Source organism: Pseudomonas sp. 2(2015) (genome assembly GCF_000955865.1).
Classification (GTDB): Bacteria; Pseudomonadota; Gammaproteobacteria; order Pseudomonadales; family Pseudomonadaceae; genus Aquipseudomonas.
On sequence record NZ_JYOF01000004.1, the window covers coordinates 412,573 to 431,031 of the forward strand.

Annotated in this window: 12 protein-coding genes; 8 read left to right on the top strand and 4 right to left on the bottom strand. The window is 63.7% G+C overall.

Annotated features, from left to right (window positions below; translation table 11 throughout):
- Positions 1-161 precede the first annotated feature (161 nt).
- The 3 genes from UB48_RS10110 to UB48_RS10120 all read right to left on the bottom strand — a co-directional run bounded on the left by UB48_RS10110 (position 162) and on the right by UB48_RS10120 (position 3,374).
- On the bottom strand, positions 162-986 hold the full coding sequence (locus UB48_RS10110) for a M23 family metallopeptidase (protein WP_045196466.1): 825 nt from the start codon (positions 984-986) through the stop codon (positions 162-164).
- Positions 987-989: 3 nt separating this feature from the next.
- Positions 990-2,369 carry an exodeoxyribonuclease VII large subunit gene (gene xseA, locus UB48_RS10115; RefSeq protein ID WP_045196605.1) on the bottom strand — a complete coding sequence of 460 codons (1,380 nt, stop codon included), beginning with the start codon at positions 2,367-2,369 and terminating at the stop codon, positions 990-992.
- A gap of 120 nt (positions 2,370-2,489) precedes the next feature.
- Positions 2,490-3,374: a LysR family transcriptional regulator gene (locus tag UB48_RS10120; protein WP_045196468.1), complete on the bottom strand. Its 885-nt coding sequence runs from the start codon at positions 3,372-3,374 to the stop codon at positions 2,490-2,492.
- A gap of 114 nt (positions 3,375-3,488) precedes the next feature.
- On the opposite strand from UB48_RS10120, the gene UB48_RS10125 reads away from it, so the two are divergent.
- From UB48_RS10125 to tadA, 7 genes are all read left to right on the top strand, one after another.
- Positions 3,489-4,259 carry a sulfite exporter TauE/SafE family protein gene (locus tag UB48_RS10125; RefSeq protein WP_045196607.1) on the top strand — a complete coding sequence of 257 codons (771 nt, stop codon included), beginning with the start codon at positions 3,489-3,491 and terminating at the stop codon, positions 4,257-4,259.
- An 18-nt stretch (positions 4,260-4,277) separates the two neighbouring features.
- Complete coding sequence (locus tag UB48_RS10130; RefSeq protein ID WP_045196470.1) at positions 4,278-4,835, top strand: sugar ABC transporter ATPase; 558 nt, start codon at positions 4,278-4,280, stop codon at positions 4,833-4,835.
- An 85-nt stretch (positions 4,836-4,920) separates the two neighbouring features.
- Positions 4,921-6,390, top strand: coding sequence for an IMP dehydrogenase (gene guaB, locus UB48_RS10135; RefSeq protein ID WP_045196472.1), 1,470 nt, complete (start codon positions 4,921-4,923; stop codon positions 6,388-6,390).
- A 126-nt stretch (positions 6,391-6,516) separates the two neighbouring features.
- Positions 6,517-8,094, top strand: coding sequence for a glutamine-hydrolyzing GMP synthase (guaA, locus tag UB48_RS10140; protein ID WP_045196475.1), 1,578 nt, complete (start codon positions 6,517-6,519; stop codon positions 8,092-8,094).
- Between the two features lie 133 nt (positions 8,095-8,227).
- Positions 8,228-10,816: a membrane-targeted effector domain-containing toxin gene (locus UB48_RS10145; RefSeq protein WP_045196477.1), complete on the top strand. Its 2,589-nt coding sequence runs from the start codon at positions 8,228-8,230 to the stop codon at positions 10,814-10,816.
- 131 nt (positions 10,817-10,947) lie between these two features.
- On the top strand, positions 10,948-12,324 hold the full coding sequence (locus UB48_RS10150; protein WP_045196479.1) for a multicopper oxidase family protein: 1,377 nt from the start codon (positions 10,948-10,950) through the stop codon (positions 12,322-12,324).
- A complete protein-coding gene (tadA, locus tag UB48_RS10155) occupies positions 12,324-12,806 on the top strand; it encodes a tRNA adenosine(34) deaminase TadA (protein WP_045196481.1) in 483 nt (160 codons plus the stop codon). Before UB48_RS10150 ends, tadA begins: the two co-directional genes overlap by 1 nt.
- A 44-nt stretch (positions 12,807-12,850) precedes the next feature.
- On the opposite strand, the gene mltF is transcribed toward tadA, so the two are convergent.
- Positions 12,851-14,311: a membrane-bound lytic murein transglycosylase MltF gene (mltF, locus tag UB48_RS10160; protein ID WP_045196482.1), complete on the bottom strand. Its 1,461-nt coding sequence runs from the start codon at positions 14,309-14,311 to the stop codon at positions 12,851-12,853.
- A gap of 246 nt (positions 14,312-14,557) precedes the next feature.
- Here mltF and purL point away from each other — a divergent pair, with 246 nt between their 5' ends.
- Positions 14,558-18,457: a phosphoribosylformylglycinamidine synthase gene (gene purL / locus UB48_RS10165; RefSeq protein ID WP_045196483.1), complete on the top strand. Its 3,900-nt coding sequence runs from the start codon at positions 14,558-14,560 to the stop codon at positions 18,455-18,457.
- Positions 18,458-18,459 lie beyond the last annotated feature (2 nt).

The window sequence follows — 18,459 nt, forward strand, 5'->3', positions numbered from 1 at the left end:
TTCATGGCTTCAACCCTAACCAGTGGGGTTAAAGATGGCAAGCCTTGAGAGAAAATTGAGAGAAATGCTTAAAAAACCAGTTTTGTCGAGATTTTATGGCGATTTACAAATAAAAAGACCGCGCCAGTTGCGCGGTCTTTTTGATTGGCGCAAGCCAGGCCTCAGGGCTGGAAGGCGCCGATGAAGATCGCCGGATCGACCCGCGCATCATTGAGGCTGACGTTCCAGTGCATGTGCGGGCCGGTGGCGCGGCCGGTCGAGCCGACGCGGCCCACCACGGCGCCGCGGCTCAGTTGCTGGCCGGGTTTCACGTCGATCTTCGACATGTGGCAGAACATGCTGATGAAGCCCTGGCCGTGGTCAACGAACACGGTGTTGCCGTTGAAGAAGTAATTGCCGATGAGGATCACCTTGCCGTTGGCCGGGGTCTTGATCGGCGTGCCGGCGGGTACGGCGAAATCCAGGCCGGCGTGCGGGTTGCGTTCTTCGCCATTGAAGAAGCGGCGCACGCCGAACTTGCTCGACAGCGGGCCGTTGACCGGCTTGTCGAGGATCAGGTTGCTCGGCAGGGTGGGGCTGAAGCTGCGGTAGGCCTTGATCTGCTCGGCCAGCTCGGCGTCGATGCGCTTGAGGTCGGCAGGGTCGGGGTTGACCTGGCGTTTGTTCTTCAAGGTGATGCGCTGTTCCGGGTACTTCTTGCTGCCCACGTTGAAGCTAAGGGTACGGCTGCCCTGGGTGAGCTGCGCGGTGCCGGGCTTTTGCGTCAGTGGCAGGCCGACGATGGCCAGCCAGGTGTCCTGTTCCCTGACCACCAGCACTGGCTTGCCATCAAAGCGCGCGCTGGGTGGCGTGGCGGCCGGGCCCAGGTCGACGACGGCGACGCCGCCGGGTACCGGCTTGTTCAGTTGGCGGGTGATGTAGCTGGCCTGGGCGCTGCTGGCGAACACCAGGCACAGGAGCAACAGCGGGGCAAATAGACGCGGCATGGTTCAGTCCAGTAAAGAGAGCGTGACCGGGGTCAGGTGGTTGTCTTCGACCCGCACCAGCAACTCGCCCTCGCCCAGGCGGGCGGTCAGGCGCTGGCCGTTGTGGGTCTGGGCGGCATTGCGGATGGCCTGGCCGCGCTCGTCGAGCAAGATGCTGTAGCCACGGCCCAGGGTCGCCAGCGGGCTGACCACGTGCAGGGTCTGGACCTGCGCCTGCAGACGCTGGCGGCGGTCCTTGAGGGTTTCGCGCATGGCTCGCGGCAGGCGTTCGGCGAGGCTGTCCAGGCGTTGCTTGAGCAGCGCCAGGGTGCGTCCGGGGTGTTGCGCGGCCAGGCGCGTGTCCAGGCGGGCGAGGCGCTCGCGGCGCTGGTTCAGGCGCTGCTCGAAGGCGCGGCGCAGGCGCATGTCCAGGTCGTCCAGGCGCTGGGCCTGCTGGCGCAGGCGTTCGCCCGGATGGCGCAGGCGCCGGGTCAGGCTGTCCAGGCGCAGGCGGTCGTGCATCAGGCGGCTCTGGATGCGTAGCAACAGGCGGCGCTTGAGGCTGTCGATGCGCCGTTGCAGGTCGCTGCTGTCCGGGGCCAGCAGTTCAGCGGCGGCAGACGGCGTCGGGGCGCGCACGTCAGCGACGAAGTCACTGATCGAGACATCGGTTTCATGGCCGACGGCGCTGACGATCGGCGTCTGGCAGGCGGCGATGGCGCGGGCCACGGCCTCTTCGTTGAAGCACCAGAGGTCTTCCAGCGAGCCGCCACCGCGGGCCAGGATCAGCGCGTCGAAGCCGCGACTGTCGGCCAGTTGCAGGGCGCGGACAATCTGGATGATGGCTTCGCGGCCTTGCACGGCGGTCGGGATCAGGGTCAGCTCGACCTGCGGCGCACGGCGGCGGAACACGCTGATGATGTCGCGGATCACCGCGCCGGTGGGCGAGCTGACGATGCCAATGCGCTGCGGGTGAGCGGGCAGGGCGCGCTTGTTTTCGGCACTGAACAGGCCTTCGGCGCCGAGCTTTTCCTTCAGCGCTTCGAAGGCCAGGCGCAGGGCGCCGTCACCGGCCGGCTCGACGGTGTCGAGGATCAGTTGATAGTCGCCACGGCCCTCGAACAGCGAGACCTTGCCGCGCACCTTGACCGCCAGACCATCGCGCAGGGCCTGGCGCACCCGCGCGGCGTTCTGGCGGAACAATGCGCAGCGCACCTGGGCACCGCTGTCCTTGAGGGTGAAGTAGACATGACCGGAGGCCGGGCGGGCGAGGTTGGAGATCTCGCCTTCGACCCAGACATTGCGGAACACGTCTTCCAGCAGCACCCGGGCGCGGCCGTTGAGTTGGCTGACGGTCAGGACTTCGCGGTCCAGGCCGAGTCTTTCGAAGGGGTCTTTGATCATGGGCTGCATCATAAAGGAATGTTGCACAGGTGTCGGCATGTAGGAGCGGGCTTGCCCCGCGATGCGATCTGGCTGACCGTACCTGATCGCGGGGCAAGTCGGGTCGCCGCACCGCCGCTCCTACCGGTCCTGCATGTAGTTCAAGAATCCTTGCACCAGCGCTCCGGCATCGCGCCGATACGCCAGCGCCACGGTGCTGTTGCAGTCTTCATCGGCCAGTGTCACGAACTTCACCGTCGCCGGCGCAAGGTCCTGCATGCAGCGCGGTAGCAACGCCACCCCGAACCCGGCCTGGATCAGCTGCAGTTGTGTGGTTTTGCGCGACACCACCCGCGCAGCCCGGGGGAAGAAGCCTTCACGCGAACACAGCTGAGCAGACAGGTAGCTCAAGCCGCCACGCTGACGGTGAGGGATGGAGATAAAGGCTTCTTCATGCAACTGCGCCAGGTGCACGCTGCTTTCCCCGGCCAGCCGATGATCCTGAGCCACTGCCAGTAGCAAGGGTTCCTCGAACAGCGCCTGCACACATACGTCCTCGTGCTGACGCAACACCGGCAAGCGCAGCAGGCCGAGCTCCAGGCGACCCTCGGCCAGTTCCTCAAGCTGCGCCTCGGACGACTGCTGGGCGATTTCCATGGACACCCCCGGGTTGTCATGCAGATAGCCACTGAGCCGCGCCAGCAACTGCCCGCTCAGCGGCACGGTGCTCGAGTGACTCAGGCGCAGGCTGCCGCGCACGCCCTGGCCGACCTCACGGGCCAGGCGCTGGGCTTTTTCCAGGTCCACCAGCAAGGTCCGCGCCCGCGGCAAAAAGGCTTGGCCCGCAGCGGTGAGGCGCGGCTGGCGGGCGGTGCGCTCGAACAGCAGGGTGTCGAGTTGCGACTCCAGCTCCTTGACCTGACGGCTCAGCGCCGACTGGGCGATGAACAGCCGCTCGGCCGCAGCACTGAAGCTGCCGCTCTCGGCAATTTCGACGAAGTAATGCAACTGGCGAGTGGAAATCATTGCAGCTATGCCGTTTCAAGATGACTGACTAGGTAATTGCATATTAGTCGGCATGGCTAGTGGCTGGCTAAAGTTTCCACACCTCCGCTGGTGAAGACCGTCATGCTTTCCACCCTGTTTGCCCAATTACCGTTTACCCCGCTCGACTGGTTGCCGATCCTGCTGGGTATTGGCGCCGCCTATGTCGTCTTCGGCATCGCCGGCTTCGGTACCGCGCTGGTGGCCGGCCCGGTGCTGATCAACTTCATGCCGCTGTCGCGGATCATTCCGTTGCTGGTGCTGCTGGATTTCGTCGCCGCCTTCGGCAACTGGCTGCCGGCGCGCAAGGCGGTGGCGCGTCCGGAACTGATGCGCCTGCTGCCATGCATGGCGCTGGGCTGCACCTTTGGCGTGGTGTTTCTGCTCAAGCTCAAGTCCGACGTGTTGCTGTTATTGATGGGGCTGTTTATCAGCGCCTATGCCCTCTACAGCCTGGCGGTGAAGGTCAGGCCGGCGCAGCTGTCGGCGGCCTGGTCGGTGCCGATGGGGACGGCGGGCGGCCTGTTCGGTGCCTTGTTCGGCAGCGGCGGCTTTCTATATGCGCTCTACCTCAACGCCCGGTTGCCCTCCAAGGAGCAGGCGCGGGCGACCCAGAGCGCGCTGATCAGTTGCAGCACTGTGGTGCGTCTGAGCCTGTTCCTGATCGCTGGCGTATATGCCGACCTGCCGCTGTTGCTGCTGGCCCTGTGCCTGGCGCCGATGATGCTGGGCGGTGTGTACCTGGGCCGGCGCCTGACCCTGAATATGTCGCGTGAGACCTTCGTGCGCCTGGTCACCTGGCTGGTGCTGGCCAGCGGCATTGCCCTGATCGGCCGCTACCTGAGTGAGGTAAACTGGCATCTTTGAACCTGTTTGGCCGCTGTGATGACAAACCAGAGCATTATTGTCCCGAAGATTTCCACCGTCCCCGTCCATGAGGCCCGCGCCCGAGCGATCCTGCGCTGGCTGGTGCGCGAGAAAGTCATCGAGGAGCAACTGAGCACCTGCGGCAGCACCGGTAGCCGTATGGCCTACGCCATCGCCGAGGGCGCACGCAAAGTCGTCGAGCGGCCCGAACTGCTGCCGTTCGGCCAGCCGGTCAACGGCCTCGAGGTGATCACCAAACGCTGCATCTATACCCCCACCGATGGCTTTCTCGAAGAAGCCGGCTGCGCCGAGTGCCGCAAGGAAGTCGGCGTGGCGCTGTTCGAGAGCCTGGAAGACTGGATGCCCGGGCGCACGGAAAACTTCGTTTGCCCGCTGTGCGGCCATGAAGACGACATCAACGGCTTTCTGTTCCTGCAGCCCTGTGCGTTTTCCAACCTCGGTTTCATCTTCAATAACTGGACTGCGGCGGGGTTCAGGCAGGGTTTTCTGGATAACTTCGCCGATTGGCTGGACCAGCCGGTGGCCGTGGTGCAGGTAAGCCGCGAAGGTAACTGACCGAAGGCCCATCTTTGCATTGAGCGAAGGGCACTGGATGAGTATAATGGCGCGCTTCCATTTTTCCCGCCCGGGAGCCCCCGCGATGCTGCGTATCAGCCAAGAAGCCCTGACCTTCGACGACATTCTCCTAGTGCCTGGTTATTCAGAGGTGCTACCCAATGAAGTCAGTCTCAAGACCCGTTTGACCCGTGGCATCGAGCTGAATATTCCGTTGGTTTCCGCCGCCATGGATACCGTGACCGAAGCCCGCCTGGCCATTGCCATGGCCCAGGAAGGCGGCATCGGCATCATCCACAAGAACATGACCATCGAGCAGCAGGCTGCCGAAGTGCGCAAGGTCAAGAAGTTCGAGGCTGGCGTGGTCAAGGACCCGATCACCATCGAGGCTGACGCCACGGTCCGTGATCTGTTCGAACTGACCCGGCTGAACAACATCTCCGGCGTTCCGGTGCTGCACAATGGCGACCTGGTCGGCATCGTCACCTCCCGCGACGTGCGCTTCGAAAACCGCCTGGACGCCACCGTCCGTGAAGTGATGACGCCTAAAGAGCGTCTGGTCACGGTCAAGGAAGGCGCCGACAAGAACGAAGCTCGCGAGCTGCTGCACAAGCACCGCATCGAGCGCGTACTGATCGTCGACGACAAATTTGCCCTCAAGGGCATGATGACCGTCAACGACATCGAAAAAGCCAAGGCCTACCCGCTGGCCAGCAAGGACGACCAGGGTCGCCTGCGCGTCGGTGCCGCGGTCGGTACCGGCAAAGACACCGGTGATCGCGTGTCGGCACTGGTTGCCGCCGGCGTTGACGTGGTGGTGGTCGACACCGCTCACGGTCACTCCAAAGGCGTGATCGATCGCGTTCGCTGGGTAAAAGAGAACTTCCCGCAGGTTCAGGTCATCGGCGGCAACATCGCCACCGGCGCTGCTGCCAAGGCCCTGGCCGAAGCCGGCGCTGACGCCGTCAAGGTCGGTATCGGCCCGGGCTCGATCTGCACCACGCGTATCGTCGCCGGTGTCGGCGTGCCGCAGATCAGCGCCATCGCCAATGTTGCCGCGGCCCTCGAAGGCACCGGCATCCCGCTGATCGCCGATGGCGGTATCCGCTTCTCCGGTGACCTGTCCAAGGCCATCGTAGCCGGTGCCTCGGCAGTGATGATGGGTTCGATGTTCGCCGGTACCGAAGAGGCCCCGGGCGAGATCGAGCTGTTCCAGGGCCGTTCCTACAAGGCTTACCGCGGCATGGGTTCGCTGGGCGCCATGTCCCAGGCCCAGGGTTCTTCCGACCGTTACTTCCAGGACTCTTCGGCCGGTGCCGAGAAGCTGGTGCCGGAAGGTATCGAAGGCCGTGTGCCCTACAAGGGCACCCTGACCGCGATCATCCACCAGCTGATGGGCGGCCTGCGTTCCTCGATGGGTTACACCGGCAGCGCCAACATCGAAGAGATGCGCACCAAGCCAGAATTCGTGCGCATCACCGGTGCCGGCATGGCCGAGTCCCACGTGCATGACGTTCAAATCACCAAAGAAGCGCCAAACTATCGGGTCGGCTAACGCCTCCAGCGGCAAGTGACAAGCTTCTAGCTCCAAGCGGTAGTTGCTCTGCAGCGGCTACCGCGTAATTCCCGAACAACTTGCGGCTTGCAGCGTGAAGCTTGCAGCTGCATCAGAGATTGAGTCATGGCCCTCGACATTCACGCTCACCGCATCCTGATCCTCGACTTCGGTTCCCAGTACACCCAGCTGATCGCCCGCCGCGTGCGCGAAATCGGCGTGTACTGCGAACTGCACCCGTTCGACATGGACGATGAAGCGATTCGCGAATTCGCCCCGCGCGGCATCATCCTCGCCGGCGGCCCCGAGTCCGTGCACGAAGCCAACAGCCCACGCGCGCCACAGGCGGTCTGGGACCTGGGCGTACCGGTATTCGGTATCTGCTACGGCATGCAGACCATGGCCGAACAGCTGGGCGGCAAGGTTGAAGGTTCCGAGCTGCGTGAGTTCGGTTATGCCCGCGTCGACGTAGTCGGCAAGAGCCGCCTGCTCGACGGCATCGAAGACCACGTTGACGCCGATGGCGTGTTCGGTCTGGATGTGTGGATGAGCCACGGTGATAAGGTCACCCGCATCCCGGAAGAATTCCACATCCTGGCCAGCACCCCGAGCTGCCCGATCGCCGGCATGGCCGACGACACCCGTGGCTACTACGGCGTGCAGTTCCACCCGGAAGTGACCCATACCAAGCAGGGCGGTCGCATTCTCTCGCGCTTCATCCTCGACATCTGCGGTTGCGAAGCGCTGTGGACCCCGTCGCACATTGCTGAAGACGCCATTGCCCAGATCCGCGCCCAGGTCGGCAGCGACAACGTCCTGCTCGGCCTGTCCGGCGGCGTTGACTCCTCTGTGGTTGCAGCGCTGCTGCACAAGGCCATCGGCGACCAGCTGACCTGCGTATTCGTCGACAACGGCCTGCTGCGCCTGCACGAAGGCGAGCAAGTGATGGCCATGTTCGCCGAGAACATGGGCGTCAAGGTGATCCGCGCCAACGCCGAAGAGCAGTTCCTCGGCAACCTGGCCGGCGAAGCCGACCCCGAGAAGAAGCGCAAGATCATCGGCCGCACCTTCATCGACGTGTTCGATGCCGAGTCGAGCAAGCTGCACAACATCAAGTACCTGGCCCAGGGCACCATCTACCCGGACGTGATCGAGTCGGCTGGCGCCAAGAGCGGCAAGGCCCACGTGATCAAGTCGCACCACAACGTCGGTGGCCTGCCGGAAGAGATGAACCTCAAGTTGGTCGAGCCGCTGCGCGAGCTGTTCAAGGACGAGGTTCGTCGCCTTGGCCTGGAGCTGGGCCTGCCGTACGACATGGTCTACCGTCACCCGTTCCCGGGTCCGGGCCTGGGCGTGCGCATCCTCGGTGAAGTGAAGAAGGAATACGCCGACCTGCTGCGTCGCGCCGACCACATCTTCATTGAAGAACTGCGCAAGGCCGACTGGTACCACAAGGTCAGCCAGGCCTTCGTGGTGTTCCAGCCGGTGAAATCGGTCGGTGTGGTTGGTGACGGCCGCCGTTACGCCTGGGTCGTGGCCCTGCGTGCGGTCGAGACCATCGACTTCATGACCGCGCGTTGGGCGCACCTGCCTTACGAGCTGCTGGAAACCGTCAGCGGCCGGATCATCAACGAGATCGAAGGCATCTCCCGCGTCACCTACGACGTGTCGAGCAAGCCGCCAGCGACCATCGAGTGGGAATGATCCCGCCGGTTGCTTGAGAAAGCGCCATGTCCCCTCGGGGCATGGCGCTTTTTTTTTGTCGCGATAACTATCTAATGCCGCGGTTCAACGCTGTCTCGCACAGTGGGTCTCCCTTGCACCGGAGGCTATCGTCATGAATGAACCATCTTTTTCCGTGTTACTGCACAACGACCTGTCAGCCATTGCCCTGCGAGTTGTGCAAGCTTTTCCCGATCTGCACAACGAGGCTCGTGAGGCTGCAAAAAGCTTGCTGCGCACCGAAGGCAACCTGATCGCAGATCCGGATCGCATCTACTGGCACCGTTTCTCTGGAGCGGCCAGTAGCAGCAGAACGTTTACGGGCTGGGAGCATTACGGAACGCCTGATCAATCCATGACCTTGACGGAGCTGGTGATGCGCCGCTTTCGCGTCAGTGATCAGGACAACGCCGATTTACTTCTCCTGTACGGCGGCTTCTATACCGACGGACCCGGAGCGCGACGGTTCGATGAAACCAACGAAGTACGCCTGGATCCACAGAAGGTGCTCAATGCCCTGTGGCAACTGGACTTCGGCGCGGCCTTCCAACGACGCAGGACGGCATTCTGGAGCGATCACGGCGCTGACGTTCGCACACTGAGCAAGCTCAACTACCTGTCCGAAGCCCTGCAGGCCGGCTTGAGCGGGCAACTGAACGAACAGCAGTTGCAACTGGTGTTCGATGCCGTCGGTTTCGACAGCAGTGTCATGCCGCAATTGCGGCATTTTGAACAGGCGAAGCCGCCCGCCGCCGGGATTCATATCGCGACACTGAGCCTGGCCGGGCAGCTGTCAACTGATGTGGTCTGGTTGCAGGGGGCGGGCGGTCAGCATGTGCTCTATTTGCCCGGTGCGACGCCGTCCTTTCAGGGGTTCAGCCGCCAGCAAGAGGTGGCTGGGTGGTTATTCGGCTGGCTGCAGGCGCCTGCCAGCAGCGAACAGCTGTTGGTGCATTTCTCCAGTGATCCGCAGCAGAGGCAGCGCGATCAGTTCGACAGTTGGGCGAAGGGTAGCCTCCAGGTATTTGCCAGCCAGGTTCAGCGTGCGCCGATCACAGGGGAGGTGTTCACCTGGATGCGCGACAACGCCAGGCACCACATGGAAGTCGAAACCGATGCCGCCTTGCGCACCAATGCCGAACTGCGTGCGCAGTTGTGGGTGGGCTACCTGGGCGTGGCCTCGCGCCTGCTCGGTGCCGTGGCGCCTGCCGGTTGGCCGTTGGCACTGCTGGCGGTCGCTGTAGGTACTGCGAGCCTTGCGTTGAACGTCGAGCAGGCGGTCGATGGCGACAACCCCAAAGAACGTCGGGCGGGCTTGCTCGGGGCCATCCTTGCCGGGGTCGACCTGCTGCTCAACCTGCCGTTTCTGCTGCCGCTGGGGCGCGGTGCGGCGCAAGAGCTGGGCCAGCTTGAAGGCAATGAGATCATCGATGAACCAGCAGCTACCAGCGGCCTTGTGCAAGGTGTCAGTACTTTGGCTGACGGTGCCCAGTATATCGAGCTCAAGGGCGTACCCTACCGGGTTCGCTATGACCAGGCCTTGCGTACCTGGTTGATTGTTCCTGAAGACAATCCGTTTGCCTTCTATGGCGTAATACCCGTGCGCCTGGACGAGCAGGGGCAGTGGGTCGTGCTCGAATCCGTCTGTTTGCGCGGGGGCGGCCAGTGCCTGGGAGGGCTGACGCCCGAGGCGCCGGCGGTGCCGGTGGATTACTCGCCCTTCGACGCTGCGCCTGGCAGCTATGAAGTCCCTGAACAGGCCCGGCCCGCTGTGCGGGAGCTCATCAGTGCAAACAATCGGCGGGCGATCGGCGGTGATTACTACGACCCGGAGTCGCCGCTGATGGAAGTGCGCGATAGCCTGGAGCAGATTCGGCAGCAATTGCGCACGGATGCCGAGACTTTCTTCACCCGGATAACGCTGCCCAGGTTCAGGATTCACCCGCCAGCGGCCTCAATCAGCCCGCAGCGGGCATTCATCGAATTGTTCGACGAGCATGCCGGCGTGGTCATTGGCGAATCGCACGACTCGATCGCCAGCAAGCGTTGGCTGCTGGAGAATCTGACACCTATGTATGCCAAGGGCGTGCGCACGCTTTATCTCGAACACCTGATGACGGACCTGCACCAGGCGGACCTGGACCTGTTCCATCGCAGCGGGCGCATGAGTGCGCAATTGCGGCGCTATCTGGACCGGCTGGATGTCGGGCAGCGCACCGATACCTCCGGGCGGTACAGCTTCCTGGAACTGGTTAGAAAAGCCCGGGCCAACGATATCAGGGTACAGGCTGTGGATTGTGTTGCGAGCTATCAACTGGAGGGCCTTGAGGTCGAGCCCCCGGGCAATCCGCTGCGCCAGAAAGTCATGAACTACTATGCCAACCGGGTTATTGGCGCCACGCAAGGCGAGGCTGACGCCGGCAAATGGGTCGCGCTGGTCGGCAACACCCATAGCAACCTGTACAAACGTGTGCCAGGCCTGGCCGAGCTGCGAGGGGTGCCGGGCTTGCGCCTGGTCGATGCTGGGCCGGGGCAGGCGACCGGCATTACCCTGGATGCGGGTGAATACTACTTGCCGAGCATGGGCAACCCCGACGGTATCGTACAGGGTGACTTGCGCCTGGCATTGCAGACGCAGGGTCAGCCCGTTGCCTTTCGCGACGCCATCACTGCGCCGCCAGGGGTTATAAGGCCGGGAGCCTAGGCCCTGCGGCAACTCTTCACTTAATATTTCTCAATTGCAGGTGTATCGTATTCGCCCTTCATCGTCGGCACCTTGGCGCTTTTGTGCTGGGTGCCGGCATGTTGTTCCTGGCATTACGAGGTACCTGCTGCATGTCCTTTACCCGGCGACAAATTCTCGGTGGCCTGAGCGGCCTGGTGGCGATCGGCCTGGGCGCCGGTGGCGCGTCGCGGTACTGGCTAGGAAGAACCGATCCGGATGCCGGGCATGACTACGAGCTGATCGCCGCGCCGCTGGATGTCGAGCTGGTTTCCGGTTTCAAGACCGAGGCCTGGGCCTTCGGCCCGTCGGCGCCGGGCACCGAATTGCGGGTGCGCCAGGGCGAATGGTTGCGGGTGCGTTTCATCAACCACCTGCCAGTGGCCACCACCATCCACTGGCACGGCATTCGCCTGCCGCTGGAAATGGACGGCGTGCCTTATGTCTCGCAACTGCCGGTGTTGCCGGGTGAGTATTTCGATTACAAGTTCCGCGTGCCGGATGCCGGCAGCTACTGGTATCACCCGCACGTCAACAGTTCGGAAGAACTGGGCCGCGGCCTGGTCGGCCCGCTGATCGTCGAGGAGCGCGAGCCGACCGGTTTCAAGCACGAACGTACACTGAGCCTGAAGAACTGGCACGTCGACGAGCAGGGTGCCTACCTGCCCTTCAGCATCCCCCGTGAGGCTGCCCGTGGCGGCACCGCCGGGCGGTTGATCACCATCAACGGCCAGGCCAATGCCGTGGTAGAGATGCCAGCAGGGCAGATCGTGCGGGTGCGTCTGCTCAACCTCGACAACACCCTGACGTATCGCATTAACCTCAAAGGCAACTTTGAGGCGCGGGTCTACGCCCTCGACGGCAACCCCATTGCCCCGCGTCCGCTGGGCAAAGACTACTGGCTGGGCCCGGGCATGCGTATCTGCCTGGCAATCAAGATGCCGCCAGCCGGTGAAGAGCTGTCGTTGCGCGATGGCCCGGTGCGCCTGGGCACCCTGCGTTCGGTGGCCAGTAGCGAAGCCCCGGGCGACTGGCCGCCAGCGTTGCCGGCCAACCCGATCGCCGAGCCGGACCTGGCCAACGCCGAAAAGCTCAACTTCAATTTCGAGTGGGTCGGCTCGGTTTCGGTAAATACCGACAACGGCAAGCCGCCGAGCCTCTGGCAGATCAACGGCAAGGCCTGGGACATCACCGACAAGACCTGCGCCGACCGGCCGATTGCCACGCTACAAAAGGGCAAGAGCTACATCTTCGAGCTGAAGAACATGACCCAGTACCAGCATCCGATTCACCTGCACGGCATGAGTTTCAAGGTGATCGGCTCGAACAAGCGCAAGATCGAGCCGTATTTCACCGATACCTACCTGCTGGGCAAGAACGAGCGCGCGCGGGTGGCGCTGGTGGCGGATAACCCGGGTACCTGGATGTTCCACTGCCACGTGATCGACCATATGGAAACCGGCCTGATGGCCGCGATCGAGGTGGCCTGATGCGTCAGCCGCAGATCATCGATCGTAGCCGCGACCAGCAATTCATGCGCCTGGCGCTGGAGTTGGCGGCGCAAGGCGCGGCCATGGGCGAAGTGCCGGTGGGCGCGGTGCTGGTCCAGCACGGCCAGGTGATCGGCCGTGGCTTCAACTGCCCGATCAGCGGCAGCGACCCCAGTGCCCATGCCGAGATGGTCGCCATCCGCGCCGCCGCCCAGGCCGCGAGCAACTACCGGCTGCCCGGCAGTACCCTGTACGTGACCCTGGAGCCGTGCAGCATGTGCGCCGGGCTGATCGTGCATTCACGGATCAACCGGGTGGTGTACGGTGCGCTGGAGCCTAAGGCCGGCGTGGTGCAGAGCCAGGGGCAGTTCTTTACCCAGGGCTTTCTCAACCATCGGGTGCTATTCGAGGGAGGGGTGCTGGCAGAGGAGTGCGGAGCGATTCTGTCCGAGTTCTTCAAGGCGCGGCGGGCCAAGGTCTGAGGTAGCCTTGATCGCGGGGCAAGTCGGGTCGCCCGCGAAACAGTTCAGAGTGGCGGGGTCTGCTCGGTCGGCTTGGTCTTGTTGACGCCGGGCACGTGCAGGTTGCTCTCGGCCACCTGGCTGCCTTCAAGCTGCGGCTGGGTCACCCAGGTGAGGATGTCGTAGTAGCGGCGGATGTTGGCGACGAAGTGCACGGGCTCGCCACCGCGGGCATAGCCGTAGCGGGTCTTGCTGTACCACTGCTTCTGCGACAGGCGCGGCAGCATCTTCTTCACGTCGAGCCACTTGTTGGGGTTCAGGCCTTCGCGCTTGGCCAGCTTGCGCGCATCGTCCAGGTGGCCGCTGCCGACGTTGTAGGCGGCCAGGGCGAACCAGGTGCGGTCCGGCTCCTCGATACTGTCATCGAGCTCGGATTTGACGTACATGAAGTACTTGGCACCGCCGCGGATGCTCTGCACCGGGTCCAGGCGGTTGGACACGCCCATGGCCTGGGCGGTGCGCTGGGTCAGCATCATCAGGCCGCGCACACCGGTCTTGGAGGTCACTTCGGCCTGCCACATCGACTCCTGGTAGCCGATTGCGGCCAGCAGGCGCCAGTCGACCTGTTCCTTCTTGGCCGAGGCCTGGAAGGCCTTCTCGTAGCGCGGCAGGCGTTGCTGCAGGTGCTGGGCAAAGGTATAAGCGCCTACATAACCCAGTACATCGACGTGGCCGTAATAGCGATCTTTCAGACGCTGCAAGGTGCCATTTTTCTGCACCTTGTCGAGAAATTCGTTGATCTCGTTGAGCAGGCTGTTGTCTTCGCCGGCTGCCACCGCCCAGCGCTGGTCACGGGCATCGCCGAGGTCGAAAGCCACCCGTACCTTGGGGAAGTAGACCTGGTTCATTGCCAGTTCATTGGAGTCGACCAGGGTCAGGTCGATCTGCCCCTCATCGACCATGCGCAGCAGGTCGACTACCTCAACTGCGTCAGATTCTTCGTATTCGAGCGCCGGATACTGCTTTTTCAGCTCGGCCATCTGCTCGGCGTGGGTGCTGCCCTTGAGCACCATGATCTTCTTGCCGACCAGGTCCTTGGCGTCGGTGGGCCGTGGACGGCCGTTGCGGTAGATGATCTGCGGGGTGACTTCCAGATACGGGTGTGAAAAGCGCACCTGCGACTTGCGCTGTTCGCTGCTGACCAGGCCGGCCGCTGCGAGCACCGGGCCGGACGGCTGGCCGAGCTGGTTGAACAGGTCGTCGAGATTGTCGGCGGTCTCGATCTTCAGCTCTACGCCCAGATCGTCGGCGAAACGCTTGACCAGCTCGTACTCGAAGCCGGTTTCGCCGTTGCGGTCCTGGAAGTAGGTGGCCGGGCTGTTGCGGGTAATTACGCGCAGCACGCCGTCTTCCTTGACACGCTCGAGGGTGCTGGGTTTTTCAACACAGGCACCGAGCATCAGGAAGAGTCCGGTTGCGATGAGCCATCTGGCGCACCGCTGGCGCAAAGCGGTTTGGGCGAACATAGGTTGCAGTATACGCAAAGGACCGGCCGCGCCATATCTCGACAACGGTTTGCTTGTCTGCTAGCGATCTTTGCGTTAAAGGCAAAATGCAGGGCAAAACCGGCGGTTTTTTTTGACCCCCGAGTCCGCTTTGCCGGGCCGACATGCGGAGGTGTTGCAATGCTGTGTTTCGGGTGCCGGAAGCGCCGGAATTAGGCTAGAATGCACGGCCTCTAAGCACACCCCCTTCCTGAGGCTGTCCCGACGATGTTGATCCTGCGCGGCGCTCCTGCCCTTTCTGCCTTTCGCCACGGTAAGTTAATCGAGCAACTGAGCCAGAAAGTCCCCGCTGTTAGTGGTTTGTATGCTGAATTCACGCATTTCGCCGAGGTTGACGGCGATCTGAGTGCCGACCAACAGCAAGTGCTCGCGCGCCTGCTCAAGTACGGCCCGAGCGTACCGGTCCAGGAGCCAAGCGGGCGCCTGTTCCTGGTGGTTCCGCGTTTCGGCACCATCTCGCCCTGGTCGAGCAAGGCCAGCGACATCGCTCACAACTGCGGCCTGGAAAACATCCAGCGCCTGGAACGGGGCATTGCCTACTACGTCAGCGGTGCGCTGAGCGACGCCGACGCCGCCATCGTTGCCGACATCCTCCACGACCGCATGACCCAGCTGGTGCTGGCCAAGCTTGAAGAGGCCGCCAGCCTGTTCAGCCACGCCCAGCCAAAGCCGCTGACCGCTGTCGACATTCTCGGCGGTGGCCGCGCCGCGCTGGAGAAAGCCAACGTCGAGCTGGGCCTGGCCCTGGCCGAAGACGAGATCGATTACCTGGTCACCAGCTTCCAGGGCCTCAAGCGCAACCCGCACGACATCGAACTGATGATGTTCGCCCAGGCCAACTCCGAGCACTGCCGCCACAAGATCTTCAACGCCAGTTGGGATATCGACGGCCAGAGCCAGGAAAAAAGCCTGTTCGGCATGATCAAGAACACCTACCAGATGCACAACGAAGGCGTGCTGTCGGCTTACAAGGACAACGCCTCGGTGATCGTCGGTTCCGTCGCCGGGCGTTTCTTCCCGAACCCTGAGACCCGCCAGTACGGCGCGGTGCAGGAGCCGGTGCACATCCTGATGAAGGTCGAGACCCACAACCACCCGACCGCCATCTCGCCGTTCTCCGGCGCCTCCACCGGTTCCGGCGGCGAAATCCGTGACGAAGGCGCTACCGGCCGCGGTGCCAAGCCCAAGGCCGGCCTGACCGGTTTCACCGTTTCCAACCTGCGCATCCCGGGCTTTGAACAGCCATGGGAGCAGGCCTACGGCAAGCCGGACCGCATCGTTACCGCCCTCGACATCATGGTCGAAGGCCCGCTGGGTGGCGCCGCGTTCAACAACGAATTCGGCCGTCCGGCGCTGACTGGCTACTTCCGCACCTTCGAGCAGTCGATCAACACCCCGCACGGTGAAGAAGTTCGCGGTTACCACAAGCCGATCATGCTGGCCGGTGGCCTGGGCAACATCCGCGAAGACCACGTGCAAAAGGGCGAGATCACCGTCGGCGCCAAGCTGATCGTGCTCGGCGGCCCGGCCATGCTCATCGGCCTGGGTGGCGGCGCGGCTTCGTCGGTCGATACCGGCGCCAGCTCCGCCGACCTCGATTTCGCCTCGGTGCAGCGCGAGAACCCGGAAATGGAACGCCGCTGCCAGGAGGTCATCGACCGTTGCTGGCAGCTGGGTGACAACAACCCGATCGCCTTCATCCACGACGTCGGCGCCGGCGGTATTTCCAACGCCTTCCCGGAGCTGGTCAACGACGGTGGCCGCGGTGGCCGCTTCGAATTGCGCAACGTGCCCAACGACGAGCCGGGCATGGCCCCGCACGAGATCTGGAGCAACGAGTCCCAGGAACGCTACGTGCTGGCGGTCAGCGCTGGCGACTTCGAGCGCTTCCAGGCCATCTGCGAGCGCGAGCGTTGCCCGTTCGCGGTGGTCGGCGAGGCCACTGCCGAGCCGCACCTGACCGTGACCGACAGCCACTTCGGCAACACCCCGGTCGACATGCCGCTCGACGTGCTGCTGGGCAAGCCACCGCGCATGCACCGTTCGGTGACCCGCGAAGCGGAGCTGGGCGATGATTTCGACCCAAGCACCCTGGAACTGAACGACTCGGTCGAGCGCGTCCTGCGCCACCCGGCCGTGGCCAGCAAGAGCTTCCTGATCACCATCGGCGACCGCACCATCACCGGCCTGGTTGCCCGCGACCAGATGGTCGGCCCGTGGCAGGTACCGGTGGCCGACTGCGCCGTCACCGCCACCAGCTTCGACGTCTACACCGGTGAAGCCATGGCCATGGGCGAGCGTACCCCGCTGGCCCTGCTCGACGCCCCGGCGTCCGGGCGCATGGCCATCGGCGAGACCCTGACCAACCTGGCTGCCGCGCACATCGGCAAGCTGTCCGACATCAAGCTGTCGGCCAACTGGATGTCGGCTGCCGGCCACCCGGGTGAAGATGCCCGCCTGTACGACACCGTCAAGGCTGTCGGCATGGAGCTGTGCCCGGAGCTGGGCCTGACCATTCCGGTGGGCAAGGACTCGATGTCGATGAAGACCAAGTGGAGCGAAGAGGGCGTTGACAAGAGCGTCACCTCGCCGATGTCGCTGATCGTCAGCGGCTTCGCCCCGGTGCTCGACGTACGCAAGACCCTGACTCCGCAACTGCGCATGGACAAGGGCGAGACCGACCTGATCCTGATCGACCTGGGCCGCGGCAAGAACCGCATGGGCGCCTCGATCCTGGCCCAGACCCACGGCAAGCTGGCCGCCGTAGCGCCGGACGTCGACGACGCCGAAGACCTCAAGGCCTTCTTCGCCGTGATCCAGGGCCTGAACGCCGACGGCCACCTGCTGGCCTACCACGACCGTTCCGACGGTGGCCTGCTGACCACCGTGCTGGAAATGGCCTTCGCCGGCCACTGCGGCCTGGACCTGGAACTGGACACCCTGACCAGCAAGCGCGAGAAAGTCGCCGCCATCCTCTTCAACGAAGAGCTGGGCGCGGTGATCCAGGTGCGTCAGGACGCCACCCCGGACGTGCTGGCCCAGTTCAGCGCTGCCGGCCTTGGCGAAGACTGCGTCGCGGTGATCGGCCAGCCGATCAACAACGGCGAAGTGCTGATCAAGCTGGCCGGTGAAGAGCTGTTCAAGGGCGACCGTCGCCTGCTGCAGCGCCAGTGGGCCGAGACCAGCTACCAGATCCAGCGTCTGCGCGACAACGCCGACTGCGCCGATCAAGAGTTCGACGTGCTGCTGGAAGAAGACAACCCCGGCCTGAGCGTCAAGCTCGGCTTCGACGTCAACCAGGACATCGCCGCGCCGTACATCAAGAAGGGCGTGCGCCCGCAAGTGGCAGTGCTGCGCGAGCAGGGCGTCAACGGCCAGGTCGAAATGGCCGCAGCCTTCGACCGCGCCGGCTTCAACGCCATCGACGTGCACATGAGCGATATCCTCGCTGGCCGCGTTGACCTCAACGACTTCAAGGGCCTGGTGGCCTGCGGTGGTTTCTCCTACGGTGACGTGCTCGGCGCCGGTGAAGGCTGGGCCAAGTCGGCGCTGTTCAACGCCCGTGCCCGTGATGCCTTCCAGGGCTTCTTCGAGCGCAGCGACAGCTTCACCCTGGGCGTGTGCAACGGTTGCCAGATGATGTCCAACCTGCACGAGCTGATTCCGGGCAGCGAGTTCTGGCCGCACTTCGTGCGTAACCGCTCCGAGCAGTTCGAAGCCCGTGTGGCCATGGTCGAAGTGCAGAAGTCGAACTCGATCTTCCTCCAGGGCATGGCCGGTTCGCGCATGCCGATCGCCATCGCCCACGGTGAAGGCCATGCCGAGTTCGCCAGCGAAGAAGCCCTGCTCGAAGCCGACCTGTCCGGTTGCGTGGCCCTGCGCTTCGTCGACAACCACGGCAAGGTCACCGAGAGCTACCCGGCCAACCCGAACGGCTCGCCGCGCGGGATCACCGGCCTGACCAGCCGCGACGGTCGCGTCACCATCATGATGCCGCACCCTGAGCGGGTCTTCCGTGCCGTGCAGAACTCCTGGCGTCCGGATGACTGGAACGAAGACGCGGCGTGGATGCGCATGTTCCGCAACGCCCGGGCGTGGGTGAACTAAGG

Bases quoted from the DNA above. Each gene is read 5' to 3' on its own strand.
- UB48_RS10110 (WP_045196466.1), bottom strand. From the start codon at position 986: ATGCCGCGTCTATTTGCCCCGCTGTTGCTCCTGTGCCTGGTGTTCGCC.
- xseA (WP_045196605.1), bottom strand. From the start codon at position 2,369: ATGATCAAAGACCCCTTCGAAAGACTCGGCCTGGACCGCGAAGTCCTG.
- UB48_RS10120 (WP_045196468.1), bottom strand. From the start codon at position 3,374: ATGATTTCCACTCGCCAGTTGCATTACTTCGTCGAAATTGCCGAGAGC.
- UB48_RS10130 (WP_045196470.1), top strand. From the start codon at position 4,278: ATGACAAACCAGAGCATTATTGTCCCGAAGATTTCCACCGTCCCCGTC.
- guaB (WP_045196472.1), top strand. From the start codon at position 4,921: ATGCTGCGTATCAGCCAAGAAGCCCTGACCTTCGACGACATTCTCCTA.
- guaA (WP_045196475.1), top strand. From the start codon at position 6,517: ATGGCCCTCGACATTCACGCTCACCGCATCCTGATCCTCGACTTCGGT.
- UB48_RS10145 (WP_045196477.1), top strand. From the start codon at position 8,228: ATGAATGAACCATCTTTTTCCGTGTTACTGCACAACGACCTGTCAGCC.
- UB48_RS10150 (WP_045196479.1), top strand. From the start codon at position 10,948: ATGTCCTTTACCCGGCGACAAATTCTCGGTGGCCTGAGCGGCCTGGTG.
- tadA (WP_045196481.1), top strand. From the start codon at position 12,324: ATGCGTCAGCCGCAGATCATCGATCGTAGCCGCGACCAGCAATTCATG.
- mltF (WP_045196482.1), bottom strand. From the start codon at position 14,311: ATGTTCGCCCAAACCGCTTTGCGCCAGCGGTGCGCCAGATGGCTCATC.
- purL (WP_045196483.1), top strand. From the start codon at position 14,558: ATGTTGATCCTGCGCGGCGCTCCTGCCCTTTCTGCCTTTCGCCACGGT.